At 45.4% G+C, this 17,439-nt stretch carries 16 protein-coding genes; 6 read left to right on the top strand and 10 right to left on the bottom strand.

The genetic code is table 11. The features are described from left to right. Positions 1–25: 25 nt before the first annotated feature. Genes AABW11_RS08805 through AABW11_RS08790 form a run of 4 tightly spaced genes read left to right on the top strand, consistent with a single transcriptional unit; the run spans position 26 to position 4,500 of the window. Positions 26–997, top strand: coding sequence for an NAD-dependent epimerase/dehydratase family protein (locus AABW11_RS08805; RefSeq protein ID WP_340104705.1), 972 nt, complete (start codon positions 26–28; stop codon positions 995–997). A 4-nt stretch (positions 998–1,001) separates the two neighbouring features. Continuing rightward, a complete protein-coding gene (locus tag AABW11_RS08800; RefSeq protein WP_340104704.1) occupies positions 1,002–2,570 on the top strand; it encodes an Ig domain-containing protein in 1,569 nt (522 codons plus the stop codon). Continuing rightward, complete coding sequence (mutY, locus tag AABW11_RS08795; protein WP_340104703.1) at positions 2,570–3,661, top strand: A/G-specific adenine glycosylase; 1,092 nt, start codon at positions 2,570–2,572, stop codon at positions 3,659–3,661. The genes AABW11_RS08800 and mutY overlap by 1 nt, the downstream gene beginning before the upstream one ends. Continuing rightward, positions 3,661–4,500 (top strand): TIGR02757 family protein, encoded by an 840-nt coding sequence (locus AABW11_RS08790; protein ID WP_340104702.1) that lies wholly within the window; start codon positions 3,661–3,663, stop codon positions 4,498–4,500. The genes mutY and AABW11_RS08790 overlap by 1 nt, the downstream gene beginning before the upstream one ends. Before the next feature lie 32 nt (positions 4,501–4,532). Here AABW11_RS08790 and AABW11_RS08785 read toward each other — a convergent pair whose 3' ends face one another. Continuing rightward, positions 4,533–5,087 (bottom strand): hypothetical protein, encoded by a 555-nt coding sequence (locus tag AABW11_RS08785; RefSeq protein ID WP_340104701.1) that lies wholly within the window; start codon positions 5,085–5,087, stop codon positions 4,533–4,535. A 257-nt stretch (positions 5,088–5,344) separates the two neighbouring features. On the opposite strand from AABW11_RS08785, the gene rpsU reads away from it, so the two are divergent. Further along, positions 5,345–5,539 (top strand): 30S ribosomal protein S21, encoded by a 195-nt coding sequence (rpsU, locus tag AABW11_RS08780; protein ID WP_116037453.1) that lies wholly within the window; start codon positions 5,345–5,347, stop codon positions 5,537–5,539. A gap of 8 nt (positions 5,540–5,547) precedes the next feature. On the opposite strand, the gene radA is transcribed toward rpsU, so the two are convergent. The 3 genes from radA to AABW11_RS08765 all read right to left on the bottom strand — a co-directional run bounded on the left by radA (position 5,548) and on the right by AABW11_RS08765 (position 9,156). Further along, positions 5,548–6,894, bottom strand: a complete 1,347-nt coding sequence (gene radA, locus AABW11_RS08775) for a DNA repair protein RadA (RefSeq protein ID WP_340104699.1) — start codon at positions 6,892–6,894, stop codon at positions 5,548–5,550. A gap of 6 nt (positions 6,895–6,900) precedes the next feature. After that, on the bottom strand, positions 6,901–7,968 hold the full coding sequence (locus AABW11_RS08770) for a lysylphosphatidylglycerol synthase transmembrane domain-containing protein (protein WP_340104697.1): 1,068 nt from the start codon (positions 7,966–7,968) through the stop codon (positions 6,901–6,903). 111 nt (positions 7,969–8,079) lie between these two features. Continuing rightward, positions 8,080–9,156 (bottom strand): class I fructose-bisphosphate aldolase, encoded by a 1,077-nt coding sequence (locus AABW11_RS08765; RefSeq protein WP_340104695.1) that lies wholly within the window; start codon positions 9,154–9,156, stop codon positions 8,080–8,082. 224 nt (positions 9,157–9,380) lie between these two features. On the opposite strand from AABW11_RS08765, the gene dusB reads away from it, so the two are divergent. Further along, positions 9,381–10,370 carry a tRNA dihydrouridine synthase DusB gene (gene dusB / locus AABW11_RS08760; RefSeq protein ID WP_340104693.1) on the top strand — a complete coding sequence of 330 codons (990 nt, stop codon included), beginning with the start codon at positions 9,381–9,383 and terminating at the stop codon, positions 10,368–10,370. Positions 10,371–10,607: 237 nt separating this feature from the next. Here dusB and AABW11_RS08755 read toward each other — a convergent pair whose 3' ends face one another. From AABW11_RS08755 to AABW11_RS08730, 6 genes are all read right to left on the bottom strand, one after another. Continuing rightward, positions 10,608–11,786, bottom strand: coding sequence for a lactonase family protein (locus tag AABW11_RS08755; RefSeq protein WP_340104691.1), 1,179 nt, complete (start codon positions 11,784–11,786; stop codon positions 10,608–10,610). Between the two features lie 228 nt (positions 11,787–12,014). Next, positions 12,015–12,989: an N-acetyl-D-Glu racemase DgcA gene (dgcA, locus tag AABW11_RS08750; RefSeq protein WP_340104689.1), complete on the bottom strand. Its 975-nt coding sequence runs from the start codon at positions 12,987–12,989 to the stop codon at positions 12,015–12,017. After that, a complete protein-coding gene (gene dgcN, locus AABW11_RS08745; RefSeq protein WP_445263750.1) occupies positions 12,986–13,990 on the bottom strand; it encodes an N-acetyltransferase DgcN in 1,005 nt (334 codons plus the stop codon). Before dgcN ends, dgcA begins: the two co-directional genes overlap by 4 nt. Positions 13,991–14,359: 369 nt before the next feature. After that, on the bottom strand, positions 14,360–15,856 hold the full coding sequence (locus AABW11_RS08740) for a metallophosphoesterase family protein (protein WP_340104685.1): 1,497 nt from the start codon (positions 15,854–15,856) through the stop codon (positions 14,360–14,362). A 19-nt stretch (positions 15,857–15,875) separates the two neighbouring features. Beyond that, positions 15,876–16,304, bottom strand: a complete 429-nt coding sequence (locus AABW11_RS08735) for a CBS domain-containing protein (RefSeq protein ID WP_340104683.1) — start codon at positions 16,302–16,304, stop codon at positions 15,876–15,878. Then, positions 16,282–17,184 (bottom strand): AAA family ATPase, encoded by a 903-nt coding sequence (locus tag AABW11_RS08730; RefSeq protein WP_340104681.1) that lies wholly within the window; start codon positions 17,182–17,184, stop codon positions 16,282–16,284. The genes AABW11_RS08735 and AABW11_RS08730 overlap by 23 nt, the downstream gene beginning before the upstream one ends. Positions 17,185–17,439: the final 255 nt, after the last annotated feature.

Below are 17,439 nucleotides of genomic sequence, written 5' to 3'. Positions count from 1 at the left end.
AACCAGCCAAATAATATACAATTAAATGAAAGCATTTGTTACCGGTGGAACCGGGTTTATTGGCAGTCATCTTGCTGAGTCTTTGATGAATTCTGCTGATTACTCGGAGGTGCGGTGCCTGGTTCGAAATCGTGAAAAGTGGCTTGCAAGTAAACCCTACACCCGTATCCACGGTGATTTGAGTTCAATAACGGCACTCCGGGAAGCACTCACAGGTGTTGATACCTTATATCATCTTGCAGGTGTTGTTTCTGCACCGACACAGAAAGAGTTCAATCGGGCCAATGTTGATGCCACTGAAAACCTGCTCCGCGTGGCAGAACAGGCTGGTGTATCCAATATTGTAGTTCTCTCTTCACTTGCAGCCGCCGGTCCAAGCAACGGAGCTCCCAAAATGGAATCCGATCCCATGGAGCCGGTAAGTATGTATGGGAAATCGAAATGGCTTATGGAAAAGATGATCCGTAAGACAGTAAATGATGAAATGTCTGTTAAAATTCTCCGTCCGCCGGCGGTATATGGCCCGCGAGAAGATCAAATTTATACGCTTTTCAAACTGATGAAATTCGGGATAACACCGATCGTTGGCGATGGCCGGAAACCTAAATTATCTATGGTTTATGTGTCCGATATGGTCGATGGTATCGTAAAAGCAGCAGCCGACTCGAGAAAAGGAATTCATACCTATTTTATATCCGGACAAATTACCTGCTGGCAGGAGATCAAGGAAATAGCAGATACCGTGTTTGGCAAGAAAAGTATATCTCTAAAAATCCCACCCGCAGCCGTAAAAAAAGTTGCGGGGTTTATTGAAACAACTGCAACATTATTTGGTTCATATCCCGTTGTAAACCGTGAGAAAGCCCGGGAAATGGTTCTGGAGTGGACCTGCAGCACTCAAAAAGCTGAGAAGGAACTGGGTTACCAACCAAAAATATCACTTGAAGAAGGAATCTCGCGAACCCTTCACTGGTATAAAAAACATAAATGGCTCTGATTTCATGAACAATCTTTTGAAGGCAACTCTACTGCTCATTTTTTTCACTTGCGGCTCGGAGGTCACTGCTCAGTATAACCATGATATCACAAGGGAAATGGAAATTCCCGATATTTTGGATATTGAAAGCTCCGAAGCACATTTGTACGTGCTATCTGAATCTGAAGGATTGGTTGTTTACCGTGCCTATCCCGATTCACTGCAGTGGCTCTACACATCAACAGGCATGCAGCGCAGGGGAAATCGCCTCCATGCCGATATCCGTTTTGCCTATCTCTATGGCAATTCCAGGCGATTAACCGTCATTGAGCCAACTTCAGTCCTTGGTGTTTATTCCTCTACCGTATTGCCTGATGTACCTGTTTCCACACGCAGGATCGGAAACAATCTTTACATCGTCATGAGAAATGGCTCGCTGGGATCCCTGAGTCTTCAAACCCCTGAAAGCGTCGACACTGAACCTGCAGGTGTTGACCCTGACCGGTTCGAGGGGCGTATCGTAAATGATCTGGCCTCCGATGCCAATCGTTTTCTCTATGTATTAAGTGATAACAGGCAGATTGATATTTACCAATTCAACTCAACTGAAGATCAGCTTATAATAGAAGAGAGTGTGGAACTTGAAGAGTCTGTTGATAAAATTTTCTTTGCCGACAACGAGCTAATCGGAGCAGACAATGACGGGAATATTTATTTGATTGACTCAAACGGCCAGACCAGGTTACAAAATGAATTGGGTCATCCGATTGATGATATCTCGTTCTGGATGGAGGAAGTCATTATTCGAAGTACCAGCGGTCAACTCTGGGTTGGAGTTCTTGGTGATGATCTCACTCAGTGGAAGCAAAACGAGCGTGCCGGAAACTACTTTACCGTCAATAAAAACCGTTTTTATATCACAGAATTTAATTCCATTTTTCCCGTTCTGCGATCTCCTGAAGAATCTTTATCCGGCGAACAATCTGCTTCTGACAACCAGCCGTTTTCAATTCAACCGATTGAAACGGTTAGCCTGCCCTTTCCCAAGCCGCTATTACAGCCTATTAAAATCTTGGGATATCCAGGAAATGTGTCAGATATAACTTTGAGCGTTAACAGCTCGATTGATGGCATACGGGTCCGGGGCAGCTCGCTATTCTGGCAGCCTGGCGCTTCTAGTACAGGCCGCCACCAAGTCTCCGTTACAGCCACCACTCCCAGGGGAAGAAACACACAAACATCATTTACGGTGGATGTGAAGCCTTTCAACTCCCCCCCGCGGTTTGCTCCATCCAGGATGCAGTCTTTACCCGCTAATGAGCGATTTGAGCTAAAAATTTCTGCATTTGATCCAGACGGCACTCACCCTGAGCTTATTCGTTATCTTGGCGTTGATTTGCCGAACGGAGCATCGCTCAACGAGCAGACCGGCGTATTCAGCTGGGAACCTACCATTCGCCAGGTTGGAGATCATCAGTTCAGGGTTATTGCCACCGATCAGTTTGGTGCAGCGGCATCTCAGGATTACAACATGCAGGTGATAGAAATGACGGACATAGAAACAGAAGACACTGAAAACGGCGTTGATTTATAGTGACCGATTTCCCCCTTACCGCCCTGCTCGATTGGTTTGAAAAAAATAAACGTACTATGCCCTGGCGGCAAACCTCCGACCCGTATAAAATATGGATTTCGGAAATCATGCTTCAGCAAACTCAGGTCAGCACGGTTATTCCTTACTACGAACGCTTCCTGAAAAAATTCCCGACTGTTGATATACTTGCCGGTGCGCCTCAGCAAACCGTTCTCAAAATCTGGGAAGGACTCGGCTACTATTCCAGGGCTCGAAATATGCATCAGGCTGCAAAGGATGTTGTGAGTGGATATAGCTCAGAATTTCCCGATTCCTACAGCGAACTCTTGAATCTGAAGGGAATTGGACCATACACCGCGGCGGCTATCAGCAGTATCGCTTTCAACAGGCAGCAAGCGGTCGTGGATGGAAACGTTATCCGGGTATTTAGCCGCTACTTTGGCATCAAAGATGATGTCAGAAAATCGGGGGTAAAAAGTGACATTCAGGAGATTGCTGATTCACTTATACCTGAAGATTCTCCCGGCGATTTTAACCAAGCCGTAATGGAACTGGGCGCAACTGTCTGTACGCCGAAAAATCCGGAGTGTGAAAGCTGTCCGCTTTCAATAGACTGCCTTGCCTATAAGACTGCGGAAACAGACGTCATCCCATATAAATCTCCCCGAAAGAAAGTCCCCCATCATCATATTGGTGTCGGTTTAATAAAAAATGATTACGGAAGACTATTGATAGCGCTTCGACCCGACGATGCCATGCTTGGCGGGCTATGGGAGTTTCCGGGCGGAAAAAAGGAGAAGGGCGAATCTATAGAAAGGACGGTGGAACGCGAACTCCATGAAGAATTGGGCGTGACGGTTGATGTTGGTGATAAATTTATGGATCTGAAACACGCATATTCCCACTTTAAAATTACTCTCCACGCCTATTGGTGCACCATCAAAAGCGGAACGCCCAAACCAAAATCCAGCACCGACCTAAAATGGGTCACGCTTGATGAGATTGATGAGTATCCCTTTCCAAAAGCGAACAAAGTGCTGATCAACAAACTTTTAACGCTGAACAACAAGGATAATAACGGGTTGATCTGATGCCTGAAAAGCCCCATCTGCGAAAACGTTCGAAATCTGCTCTTTTTGAACTCAAGCCGCTCCTCGACCACATCAACGACAGGGTTGAACAGCCTGATTATATACCAAAAGATCCGGTTCAGTTTATGCACGCTTTTAATGATAAACGCGATCAGGAGATCGCCGGTTTCCTGGCAGCCACCATGGCCTGGGGACGCCGTGATATAGTTGTAGCCAAAGTGAATGAACTCCTGGAGCGCATGCGGTACTCGCCATTTGAGTTTGTAATGAGCTACAGCCAGTCCAAGTTTTCTGTCTTCAGAGGATTTAAACACCGTACATTTAAGCCAATTGACATGCACGGGCTGGTCCTCACCCTTCAGGAAATCTACCGAAGATATTCGGATTTTGAAGCGTTTTGGCACGAATGTTATCAGACCGGAAAAGCAGAATCCCGACCTTTTTTGGGCGTTTTCCATGAGCGGTTCTTTATGATGTCACCTGATCTCGCTACCCGCACCCGGAAACACGTTTCCAATCCTGAAAACGGGAGTCCATGCAAGCGTCTTTACATGTTTTTGAGGTGGACTATCCGCAAGAACAGCCCGGTTGACCCCGGAATTTGGAGTTTTATGCCCCCATCAGAACTACAAATTCCACTGGATGTGCACGTGGCAAGGCAGGGCAGAAAATTCGGTCTGATCACCCGCCGCACGAACGACTGGAAAACCGTAAACGAACTCACCGATACTCTCGCCATACTGAATCCGGACGATCCCGCCCGGTATGACTACGCGCTGTTTGGCATTGGTGCACTTGACTATTCACTGCCAATGAAATTTCACTTAAATAAGGTGTAGAGAAAAAAATTGTAACTCATTCCAAAAAATCCTCACCCCGATATATTACTAATCCTTTCAATCACGAAGGCGGTGTACGCAATTACTGATGAGACAAAGCCCGATAAAAGTACGTAGATCACAAACCCGGTGATGTAAGCCGACAGTATCCTGATCCACTGCAGGAATCCCTCAGGCCTGAAGTAAAGATTATAAATCCACAGGACGACTCCCGCTACTACCATTGCAGGAACAGTTGAGTTAATAAATGGATCGGTCAGCGGGGCTCCCGAAAAGCCCCAGACAGGAATCAGGAGAGGCAGCGCTACCATTGCAGCGCCAACTGAGTAGGTATTGATGATAATATGATCAAAAAAACCATTGGTAGCTTTCCGTAAAAAGATTATAGCGCCAATTGAAAGGCTTATAATATGCAGCAGGAATAAAGAGAGCGGCAGAAATTGTGTGGCTGCTCTCACGGAAATAATCTGGGTCCACTCACTCATCTGTTTTAGCGCCTCCGATTCTGCCGGAACATCCGCCGCAACAGGCTCAAAACTGAAATTGAGCAGTAGTGTATTAAGCAGGATAATAACGACGGTACCCATCAGACAGAATTTAAAAGGGTGTGTATATGACCCGCTGTTGTCATGCAAAAATGAGTCGATAACCTGGCGGGGTTCCGTAAAAAGGGACGATACTGTATGAATATAATTTCTAATAAACGACATCAGGCCAGGCATTCTGTGTGATAGGTTATGGTGCGTAACAGGTAATGAAATTTTTTAAACAGACAGACTGTTTTAGAGATAGAATAATCACTATATTTGACGTCTGTCAACTAATTACAAACTACATAAAGAATATGATTGGAGTAAACGTAAAAGATAACGAAAGCATTGATCGCGCAATTAACCGTTTTAAGAAAATGGTAACCCGCTCACGGCTTTTGAATGAATATAAAGATCGTCAGCAGTACACGAAGCCTTCTGAGGAACGCCGCGAAGCCCTCAAGAAAAGTGTTCGTGAAGAACGACGACGCCAAAGAGAGAATTACTAAGCTGCTTTTTACTTGTCGATCTGAGAGATGTAGGTTCGTTCTATAATCTCAATACTTGTTTGGATTGACTTTTCTGCGGGAGGCGCAACGACCGATTTTAATCCCATTTTTTCAGCCTCCCGTATTCTCTGTTCCCGAAAACGGATTCCCCTTATCTCGCCGCCAAGCCCCACCTCTCCGATAAAAATAGCTTTTTTCCGTATCGGGTGATCCTTGATGCTCGACGAAAGCGCGGCTATAACGGCTAAATCTGCCGCTGGATCCGATATCTTTAGGCCGCCGGCTATATTCAGGTAAACATCCTGTCCGGCAAATGAAACGCCCGCACGTTTTTCCAGAACCGCGATAAGCAGTGCCAGTCTGCGTTGATCAAATCCGTTCGCGGTACGCTGAGGTGAACTGTACGTACTTGCCGTTACAAGCGCCTGAACCTCAATCAAGATTGGCCGGGAACCTTCCATCACGCACGTTACGCAGTTTCCGCTGATAGACGTATCAAGATCAGACAAAAAGAGCTCGGAGGGATTAGCCACCTCGTAAAGTCCATCCTGCTTCATCTCAAACACCCCCACTTCCTGCGCCGGGCCAAATCGATTTTTCACACTTCTCAGCAGCCGGTGAAACTGGCTTTGATTTCCTTCAAAATGCAGCACAGTGTCAACCATGTGCTCCAAAATTCTGGGACCGGCAATATCACCTTCTTTGGTGACGTGGCCGATCATCAGTGTTGTGATTCCCTCCTTCTTCGACAGCTGCTGGAGCATTGCCGAGCATTCCCGCACCTGCTGAACCGATCCCGGAAGTGAGGTCAGGTTTGAGCTGAAGGCGGTTTGAATAGAATCAATGACCAGGAGGTCAGGCTGTATTTTCCGCGCCTGATTAATGATAGAATCGATATTAGAGTTCGAAAAAATAAAGAGCTGGTCGCCGGTCACATTCATACGTGCTGCACGCTGCTTGATTTGCGTGGGTGATTCTTCTCCTGCTACATAAAGTATTTTCCAGTCGGGTTTTGATTTGGCGAGTTCAAGCATGAGCGTGCTTTTACCGATGCCGGGATCTCCACCCAGAAGAAGAAATGCGCCTTTCACAATGCCTCCGCCAAGTACACGGTCGAGCTCGGTAATTCCTGTGGAGCGCCGGTCGTGCTCTTTACTCTCTACATCAGACAGAAGCACTGCTTTTTCTGTTTCATCCTCTTCTCCTATCTCTACCTTGTGTTTCTTTTTAGAACTTTTGGTCTCCTTAATTTCTTCAAACGTGTGCCACTCATTGCAAGAGGGACACACACCGAGCCATTTTGGGGAATCGTACCCGCAATTTCCGCATTCATACCGAATTTTCTGTTTAGCCACACCGCCTTATATTACGTTTGAATGTTCTTTTTCTTCTGTTACAGGCCCTACAACTGAGTGGTTAACATACCACGATGCTGCGATGATCCCCAATCCTATACTGATGTAGTAGGTGATTATTCTCCAGGCAAAGACTGCCAGGCCTACGAATGACGTACGGGAAATAAGCGGACCCAGAAACAGTGCAAAAAGACCTTCAACACCACCTGATCCACCCGGTGTAGGAATTACGAGAAACGCCAGGTTCATGGCCAAACTGCGAAGTACCAGCAAAACTTCAGGCCCCGGTAACAGGCTCAGCACAACAATAACCGGCAGGGCTACTTTACAAAGCCAGCTCATGGTTGTGAAAAACAGGGCTTTCATAAAAAAGCCTATCGGTTTTTGCCTGATTTCATAGGAGTACTCTTCCAGATTTTCAGCTTCGGCATTCATTTTTTCGGAAAGCCTGTTCAGGAATGGCCATTTAAAAATCCAGGCTATTATTTTTTTAATAGAAGCCGGTTTTATCATCAAACCATATGTTAAAAATCCTGCATAAAGAAGCAGGCCTGAATAGATCAGCACCATGGTAAGGTTACCCACTAATCCAATTTCGGGGGGAATCACTTCGTAGTAAAATCCGGCCAGCAGCAGAATAGGTACAGCAAGCGCATACCAAAACTGATCGAGAAGAACGCCGTAGAGAACAATGGCTGAAGATTTTCCCAGCTTAATGCCCTCACGCGTCATTGCATAGGTGGCAATCGGTGCGCCGCCAATCGTGGAGGGGGTTACGGCGGATGCAAAATCCCAGGTGAGCATGATCCGGAAACATTTTGCCCAGCCAATTTCTTTATCTGCAAGATAGCGAAGTTTTGCGGCTGAAAAGTAGACTCTGAGGAGGGTTACCGCAACGGCAATGAACAGGCCGGGAAGCCGCTTTGGCGCCAAATGATCGAGCACACCCGGCGTGTAGGTAAAATAGATCACGAGGCCCATACTCACGACACTTAGTGTGATGGATATCGCAATGTATTTAAATGAGATTAAGCTCTTAGAGGAAACGCCCGTATGTAGATCCGTGTCTGACAAAAATAAGAGTGGTTATGTCTCAGCTCCGATTCCTCTGAATATAGCTATAAAAATAAAGAGATCTCCGGCAGATAAAACCGAAGATCTCTATATAATTTGAAGATTTAAAACTTAGGCTACGGTTATCTCATCGTTGAGATACACGTCCTGGATGAAGTTCAGAAGTTTTACCCCTTCGTCCATCGGCCGCTGAAAAGATTTTCGCCCGCTGATAAGTCCCATACCGCCGGCTCTTTTGTTAACCACGGCAGTTTTGACAGCGTCCGCAAAGTCATCTTTACCGGATGCCCCGCCAGAGTTAATCAACCCTGCACGGCCCATGTAACCGTTGGCCACCTGGTAACGCGTCAGGTCAATGGGGTTATCGGTTGTGAGCTCTGAGTAGATTCGCTCGTCCAGTTTTCCGTAGGAAGAATCACCCGTGTTCAGTGCTTTAAATCCGCCGTTGTTTGTCGGCAGTTTTTGTTTCACAATATCTGCGCCGATCGTCGCACCAAGGTGGTTTGCCTGTCCGGTGAGATCTGCCGATGTATGATAATCTGTATCGCCTACTTTAAAGGCAGAGTTCCGGGTGTAGCACCACAAAACAGTTGCCATTCCAAGTTCGTGAGCATATTCAAAGGCACGGGCTACTTCAACGATCTGCCGGCTTGATTCCTCTGATCCAAAGTAGATCGTAGCTCCAACTGCCGCAGCACCCATGTCGTAAGCCTTGTCAATCGACCCAAACATAATCTGGTCGTACGTATTCGGATAGGTGAGGAGCTCGTTGTGATTGATCTTTACGAGAAATGGAATTTTATGAGCATATTTTCTTGAGACAGAGGCGAGTACTCCAAATGTTGAAGCAACAGCGTTACATCCGCCCTCAATTGCAAGTTCAACAATATTCTCAGGATCAAAATATTTTGGATTCTTCGCAAATGAGGCACCTGCGCTGTGCTCAATTCCCTGGTCTACAGGCAGAATAGAAAGATACCCCGTGCCTGACAGCCGGCCGTGACTGAACAACCATTCTAAATTACCAAGAACCCTGTTGTTTCGGTCAGAATGATACCAAACGCTGTCAACGTAAGAATCAGTTGGAAGGTGAAGATCTGATTTTGGAATTGTCTTGCAAACGTGATTCAGCAGAGAGTCTGCATCGTTACCTAAAAGTTCTTCGATACCGGAAATATCAAGTGCCATGTTCAAGCTCCGTTCTATGGTTATAAATTATTTGATGGTTGAATATACATGATCGATTATCAAATGGCTATCCATTCTCGATATCGAAACGCTTCCAAATCAGTCTCGTAAACCCATTCTGTGAAAAATGATGCTATCTACAGAAAAAAACAGTATTTTTAAAAGCTAAAAGAGAGTCAGATGAACCTGCTGACCAATTATTTATAATTTTTCCAGTACCACTTATGAAGCTTCACGATATCACCTTACCCGACAACCCCCTATTCCTAGCACCCATGGAAGATGTTACCGATTCCCCTTTCCGGCAGATTTGCCGATCAAAGGGGGCGGATATCGTCTATACTGAATTTATCAGCTCGGAAGCAATTATTCGTGATTCCGACATTGCTCAGCATAAAATGTCGTTTGAAGAAATAGAACGGCCCTTTGGCATTCAGATATTCGGCGGTCGCGAAGAAGCAATGGAAGGTGCTACAAAAGTGGCTAAACTGAATAATCCTGACCTGATCGACATCAACTTTGGATGCCCGGTTTATAAGATTGTAAAGAAAGGCGCCGGTGCCGGCTGCCTGAAGGATTTAGGCATGATGGAGCGTATGGCGGGAACGGTTGTTGATGCGGCCGGCGACCTGCCGGTGACGGTAAAAACACGGCTCGGCTGGGACGATTCCACCATCCGGATTGGTGAAGTTGGCCTGATGCTTCAAAAACTTGGTGTAAAAGCACTCACTGTACACGCGCGAACGCGCTGCCAGAAATATAAAGGTGATGCCCGCTGGGAATACCTCAAACAGCTTAAAAACACTCCCGGACTTGAAATACCAATCATTGGAAACGGAGATGTTGATTCTCCACAGCAGGCTAAAAAAATGTTCGAAGAAACCGGCGTTGATGGCATTATGATTGGCAGAGGGGCCATCGGGAACCCTTGGATTTTCGAGCAGACCAAACACTATCTCGAAACCGGAGAGCTGCTGCCTGATCCTACAATCGAAGAACGGCTTGCACTTTGTGCTGAGCAGCTCCGGCTGTCCGTGGCCCATCATGGTGAGCGTTACGGCGTCATCATCATGAAAAAACATTACGGTCAGTACTTGAAAGGTATCCGGAACGGCAAGAAACTTCGGGGCGCCATCATGCAGGAAAAAGAGATGCAGCCCGTTCTTGAATTGCTCCTGAATTTTAAAGAGGAAGAACTCTACGCCGTGGCTTAGTGCTACGGTTTTACAGTTGTGCAGTGTGTCAGCTCAACAGTTTGACAATTTAATGACTCGACGCTCTTATTCTCTCTGTTCTACTCCTTCACTATTGAGCCAATAAGTGGCTTGTCAGAGAAAGAAGTTTCAGAATGAGTTTTTCAGCATAACAGAGCGCCAATCATGGTAGGCGAATATTTTCTCACAGCCTCAGTTGGTGAGAATTGCTCCAATTTGTTATGAAGAACTCAGACATCATGGAATAAACTGAGTTACACATACAGCTTTTGCAACATTGACTTCTATACCTGTAAAATTGAGCTCACCGGATTCCTGGTCTCTTCTGAAAACCACCACATGATCGTTATCCCGGTTTGCGACCCAAAGAAAGTCCCCCTTCTGATCTATCATAAAGTTCCTGGGATGACTTCCTACCGTAGATTCATGTCCTACCAGCGAAAGCTCTCCATTTTCTTCATTGATGGAATAGATAGCAATCAGGTTTTCACCCCGAACAGAGGCATACAGAAACCGGCCATCGGGTGAAATATGAATATCCGCGCCGGACATCGAGTCATCTCGTTCTGTATCCTCGGGAAGTAAACTCAGGCGCTGTACCTGTTCTAAAGAACCGTCATCCGGGTCAACTTTTAATGTAGCCACAGTTACACTCAATTCCTCAACTGAATAAGCAAACCGGCCATTTTTATGAATGGTAAAATGCCGGGGTCCGGACCCTGGTTCATTTTGAAAAAAGGGCATGTTTGCCGCCGAAATTTCACCCGTATTACGATCTATCTCATAGATCTTAATCTGATCAATTCCCAGGTCGGATACATAGATAAACCGGCCATCCGGCGAGGGAATTGCTGAATGGACATGTGGTCTCTGCTGGCGCTGCTCGTTTATGCTGCTGCCCTCGTGCTGCACAATATCCAGTGCTTCGGAAACAGATCCGTCCTCATTAACTCTATGCACGACTACATTTCCTTCACTGTAATTCGAGACATATACAAATTCTCCCAGCGGATCCACGCTAACATGCGCCGTGCCCCGGCCTTGTACTGACTGCTCGTTCAGCAACTCCAGTTTTCCTGTATCTGCATCAATGCTATAGGCTGACAGTGTTCCAAAGGGTTCATCATCAGAAAATGGGTCATCACTTACCGAGTACAAAAAATTATTATCAGGATGAATCGCCTGAAAATTTGGACCTTCGCGATCAGATATCGTTTGAATTTCCTCCATATCACCGGTAATACGATCAAACTGGAAAACATGAAGCCCCTCGTTTTCATCATCCGGGAACGTACCCACATAAACGAACTCATTCGAGTTGGCTGTTTGCAGTTCCTGGGAACAGCCCGTCAGAACTATTCCGAAAACCAGATTGATAAGTAAAAACTCAATATTAGAACAGGTCACTATTTTCATTTTATTTTTATGATGGATTATGTGATGAACAAGAGAGCTTTGTAAAATCACTGGCTTTATAAAGCCTTCTAAGAGTTAAAAATCAGATATGATTAGTATTAGGAAGGGATATATGAACTATTCAGCCATTTATATTTTCCCGGCGATATAACCTTAATAATCTACGAAACGAGTTTGAATACAACTAAACTGATACTTCAGCAATAATCCCGGCTTAAATATTTCAAACTATCCCCAAAGTTCAGCTGATGGCGGATGGATTCCGTTCTCATCAAACTTCAACGGGGTATCCCGGTCTTTTGCCAGCAACAGCGGCCCATCCAAATCGGTGATGGTTGCATTTTGTGCCACCAGCGTTGCCGGTGCCATTGCGAGCGATGACCCCACCATGCAGCCCACCATAATATCATATCCCTCCTGAATAGCTTGTTTTTTCAGTAACAGAGCCTCGGTAAGTCCTCCTGTCTTATCAAGCTTGATGTTAACCATGTCGTATTTTCCATTCAGTGCCGGGAGAGATGCTCTATCGTGACATGATTCATCAGCACAGACAGGCAGCGGACGTTCAATCTCTGCAAGCAGGTCGTCATCACCGGCAGGCAGGGGCTGTTCTACTATTGAAACTCCAAGCCTTAAAAGATGTGGTGCCAGTTCTTTGTAGATGTCTGCCGTCCACCCTTCATTTGCATCAACAATAATGTTTGATTTCGGTGCCCCGGTACGCACTGCTTCAAGACGTTCCATATCATCCGGTGTGCCCAGTTTAATTTTCAGTATCGGTTTATCGGCATGTTTTTCGGCAGCCGCTTTCATACGATCGGGTGTGTCAAGGGAGAGTGTGAACGCCGTTATTTCAGGACCTGGGGTTGACAGTCCGGCTAATTCCCAAACCCGCTTTCCGGTCGTTTTGGCTTCAAGATCCCAAAGAGCACAATCCACTGCATTCCGCGCAGCACCCGGCTGAAGCAGATTCTGTAAACTTATTCGATTAAACTCATCAGGAAGACTCTCGATCTGATGTTTCACACTTTCCATCGACTCGCCATAACGGGAATAGGGAACACACTCACCGCGACCAAAAACTCCATCACGCCGGATAGTTACCATAAGCAAGTCTGCGTGAGTTCGTGAACCGCGTGCGATGGTAAACACTTCAGCGAGTGGAAATGATTCTGCTTTGATGGAAACGTGAAGCGTACTCATTCTATTTTCTCCAGTTCATCCACCAGACGGGCGGCTCCGTGGCGAAATGGATCAACCGCTGGCAACCTCATGCGGTCTTCAACTTCCTTGAGATATGCATTCGCTTCATCCACAGCCAGCGCTGCCGTGTTGATTGAAATCCCGACCACTTCACAATCAGGATTGACAATATGGGCCATTTGCAGCGACATATCTCTGACCGCTTCCAGTGATGGGAGTTTGAAGTTGGGTATTCCCCGCATGTGATCGCGGGTCGGTTCGTGGCAAAGAATCAAAGCATCCGGCTGGCCGCCATGAATGAGTGCAAGCGTAACGCCCGAAAAAGATACATGAAACAGCGACCCCTGCCCTTCAATCAGGTCCCAGTGATCCGGATCGTTATCGGGGGTAATCATTTCGATAGCACCGGCCATAAAATCTGCCACAATCGCATCCAGCGGTACACCTTGCCCGGTAATCATGATCCCCGTCTGGCCGGTGGCCCGGAAATCTGCGTTTAATCCCCTTTGCTTCATCTCTTTTTCAACAGCAAGAGCCGTGTACATTTTACCTACTGAACAGTCCGTTCCAACGGTCAGGCATCTTTTCCCGGTACGTTTTTCGCCCGTTGCGATGGGATACTCCTGCTGCGGAATACGAACATCAATCAGCTGCCGGCCATGCTTTTCTGCTGCAGCAACCAGAGTTGGGTTATTCCTCAGGAGTTTATGAAGGCCTGATGCGAGATCAAATCCTTTTTCGAGTGCCTGTACCATCACCTCTATCCACGAATCTGATATGACCCCTCCCCTGTTGGCAACACCGATCACCATGGTTTTAACACCTGCCTCTTTCGCTTCTTCCATGGTCATATCAGGCAGGCCCAAATCGGCACTACAATCCGGAAGCCTATATTGACCGAGTGCAAATTCAGGCCTCCAGTCACGAATTCCCTTTGCGACTTTTGCAGCCAGTTGATCGCGGGCATCGCCAAGAAAAAGGAGATAAGGTGTTTTTAGAATCATAGATATCGTAATGTTTTCAGTAGGTTACAATCTGAGATGATAATAAGATTGACAAACTTTTCCCACTTAGATTTGGGTGGAAACGGTCTCAAAAAACTGGCTCATCGATTTGGTTTGCGTACTATTGAAAAAAATCTATAGTATTCAATTTATTGCACTACGGAAATGATTGTAGATTGACAACAGAATCTGAGAGCAATCGATGCGAACATATTCAGATTATTCCTGATGGTAAGCCTTTTTTTCTGCCAAATGACATAAATAAATGGTGTTATGTGTTGAATGACCCAATTGGCTTGATGAGACTGTGCGAGACGTTGTACACAGGATTATTTTATTTTCCTATTCTAACTCGGCTGTAACCATTTACCTCTCATTACGTTCCCAAATTCCCAGGAACCGGTGTTCTCCCCACAACGCATTAACTTCAGATACAACAATAGCTTTTTCGTAGATATCTATCATATTAAATGAATTCCCGAAGCGACTTCGCTGGTAGGCACTGCTTAGAGAATTAACGTTCACAATTACCGTTTCGCCAACCCGTGTGGCATAAGGATGATAACTCGTCCCCGTCAGAACAAGATTAATGTCCGCATCAACAAGTTCACGGAGCAGGTCACCGGCATCTTCAAGCAGCCCTTTCTCTCGGCTATGAGGAATTGGAATTATATTATGATGTAAGAATACCGTGCGAAAATCCTGTGGCGAATCCTTCAGGAGTTCAAGCAGCACTTTCCGTTCCGATTCCCCAACCACGCCAATTGATGAATCATACTGGGGGGTAGACAAGCCTTGAAACAAAAATTTATCGGTTTTAAAGCTCTGATCAAGTTCACCAAAACTCTGATTAAAGAGGTGATAGCCAATGTAGTTGATATCCCTGGCGGCGGGTGTAAATATCATCGGCAAATCCAGTTTATTAAGCTGTTTAATCGCAAAATCATAGTCACGAGGAGTCCCTTCTTTCACAATACCACCACAGTGAATCAATAAATCCGGGTCTAATGTCTTAAGCGATTTAAGGGCTTGATCAAAATGATTTGAAAGAAACGAACTTGATTCTGAGAAATAGGTATTGGATAATTGTACAGCCCTAAATTCCCGATCACCGAATTCCGTAAAAATACGCTTCGATTTTCGCTTAAAGTTCCGGGTAGTGTTTTGGCCATTTAGCCGCTTGGTGGTCACCTTATTTTCTTTATCGTCAATCTCAATTGTGCAGTAGGAATTAACATCCCCGTATCGTGTTTTGGCTGATGATGCCGTTCCAGCATTGATAAAAACCGTATTTTCGACCTTGTAAACATTTGGATAATGGCGATGGCCCGACACCACCAGGTCTACATCCGCCCTCTGGATCAAATCAAGCAGATCACCTGCATTTGCCAGTACATTTCGTTCCCTCCCCGACATTGGGATTGGCAGTATGTGATGATGGATCGCTACAATTTTTATGGGCTTGTCGCTGTGATCATTCAGCGCTTTTTTCAGCATATTAAATTTAACCCTGCCTACACGGCCGTCATTACTATCGCCAATCGCGCTGTTCACATAAATGACAACCGCATCACCAAAGACTTTTACGCCATTTTGCGGGCCGATGTACTCCTCAAATAGTTTTATCCCGCCTGAACGAGCGTCATGATTGCCTGGAATAGAGATCAGCGGCACCTCGATTTTATCCAGCATTTCACGGGCTAATTCATACTCATCACGCTGGCCTTCATTAGTGGCATCGCCTGTAAAAATGGCGAGGTCGTATCCTCCGTTGTTAATCTCATCGATGATATGCAGCAGATTTTCTTGCCTGAAATGTTTTTTACTTCCCGCATGAATATCTGAAAAATGAAAAATCTTCATAAAACGTGGCTTAATGTATTTATTCCCTGGCAATAAGTGTTTCGAGGCCGTGCAAATCCAGCTCTTCCAATTCTTTCAGAGTTGTTATACCCGTAATTTTTTTATCTTCTGACACTAAAATATGCTTGACTTTCTCTTTGTACATCAGTTCCAGGACGTGCCGAACTGTGGTGTTTATATCTGCAGTTACGGGATTTGATGTCATAATCTTGTGAACTGCTTCTTCCGGGGATCGCCCTTCAGCCAGTGCCTTTTTTTTGAAATCTGTATCAGTAACAATTCCAATCACATCCTCATGATCTACTACTGCAATTGAGCTGATTTTGAATTCAACCATTCGGGATGCCGCCTCCTGAATGGTTGCGTCCCTGTTCACACCAATGAGCCGTTTTGTAACGAACCGCCGAATGGGAATTTCCAATTTTTCAGAGGGTGGTGTCTTTTTCATAATGAAAATATTTGTCTTGAAGGTTATCGATCAAATCATCTACAATTTGAGTCACTGTAGTATCCAGGCTGGTATTTTCGATCATTGTTGTGCCTGATTCTTCTGCTCTTTCAATGGCATACTCCTGAATAATTCCAATATTCTTCATCTTTTCGGTATAGCGGTTAGCTTTCCGATAACTGTGTTCAGCTCTTGAATGAAATCTCCGGATATGATTTTGTTCGTCTTTCAGGGTAAGCAGATAGGTAAAATGTTCAGCAGGCTTGTTATTCTGCTCAATTTCCATCAGCCCGGGAACAAGATGCACTCCGTTAAAAATTGTTTTGATCCCCTCTTTTGCCACTCGTTCGATATAGGCCCGAACCCCGCGATTTACCATACGGGCCTGCCGGCTAAAACCCACCAGCACATTTTTCTTGATATCCGGCCCGGCTACAACCTCGCCCGCATCAAAACTGGATTTATGCAATTCAGGCAGAAGATCTTCAGGAAGCGTGTAGCGCATGATTTCACGGACCTCGTCAGTATCGATAACACGCTGGATTCCCAGACGATCTGCAAGCTCTGCCGCAACGGTCGATTTACCTACACCGGCGACTCCGCCTATGAGGATAACCATCGGTTCTTTTATCTGTGCAAATTTTCGGCTGACAAGATACCGGTTCTTTTCTTTAACCATTTCTTTGTCGACCAAAAGACGGGCTACTTTGTTTTGAATCACAGCTGATGAAACCGGCTCTTCTTCAAATTTATATTCTTGCTGCACGTCACCAACAATATTATAAATGCTGTCTATGGATAAACCGGTGGGAAGTAAAGAGCGTGCAAGTATGCCCTTGGAAAATGGATAGATTTTGTCATCCTTCTCTATTTTAAGCATAATTGACCGGCAGGGTTGATTATATCTACATTGAATATAGCTTTACAAAACCATCTTTTGCTTAAAAGTTAGCAAAATATAAAACGTGCTTGTGGGGCCTTTTCATTCCCTACTCGTTGTGGCATAGGAAATTACCCGGGTATTACATCTCATGTAATACCCACAGGAAAGCCTGTGGGATAGTTGTTTAATTTATGAACGATCAACTCTATCATGTTAAATATCGTCACTTATCAAACTTAATCCTAACGCAGA

It is taken from the genome of Rhodohalobacter sp. 8-1 (genome assembly GCF_038150125.1).
GTDB lineage: Bacteria > Bacteroidota > Rhodothermia > Balneolales > Balneolaceae > SW132.
This window is presented reverse-complemented; position numbering and strand designations above follow the sequence as displayed.

Coding starts and splice junctions, on each gene's coding strand:
- AABW11_RS08805 (WP_340104705.1), top strand. CDS start 26: ATGAAAGCATTTGTTACCGGTGGAACCGGGTTTATTGGCAGTCATCTT.
- AABW11_RS08800 (WP_340104704.1), top strand. CDS start 1,002: ATGAACAATCTTTTGAAGGCAACTCTACTGCTCATTTTTTTCACTTGC.
- AABW11_RS08790 (WP_340104702.1), top strand. CDS start 3,661: ATGCCTGAAAAGCCCCATCTGCGAAAACGTTCGAAATCTGCTCTTTTT.
- AABW11_RS08785 (WP_340104701.1), bottom strand. CDS start 5,087: ATGGGTACCGTCGTTATTATCCTGCTTAATACACTACTGCTCAATTTC.
- rpsU (WP_116037453.1), top strand. CDS start 5,345: ATGATTGGAGTAAACGTAAAAGATAACGAAAGCATTGATCGCGCAATT.
- AABW11_RS08765 (WP_340104695.1), bottom strand. CDS start 9,156: ATGGCACTTGATATTTCCGGTATCGAAGAACTTTTAGGTAACGATGCA.
- dusB (WP_340104693.1), top strand. CDS start 9,381: ATGAAGCTTCACGATATCACCTTACCCGACAACCCCCTATTCCTAGCA.
- AABW11_RS08755 (WP_340104691.1), bottom strand. CDS start 11,786: ATGAAAATAGTGACCTGTTCTAATATTGAGTTTTTACTTATCAATCTG.
- dgcA (WP_340104689.1), bottom strand. CDS start 12,989: ATGAGTACGCTTCACGTTTCCATCAAAGCAGAATCATTTCCACTCGCT.
- AABW11_RS08740 (WP_340104685.1), bottom strand. CDS start 15,856: ATGAAGATTTTTCATTTTTCAGATATTCATGCGGGAAGTAAAAAACAT.
- AABW11_RS08735 (WP_340104683.1), bottom strand. CDS start 16,304: ATGAAAAAGACACCACCCTCTGAAAAATTGGAAATTCCCATTCGGCGG.
- AABW11_RS08730 (WP_340104681.1), bottom strand. CDS start 17,184: ATGCTTAAAATAGAGAAGGATGACAAAATCTATCCATTTTCCAAGGGC.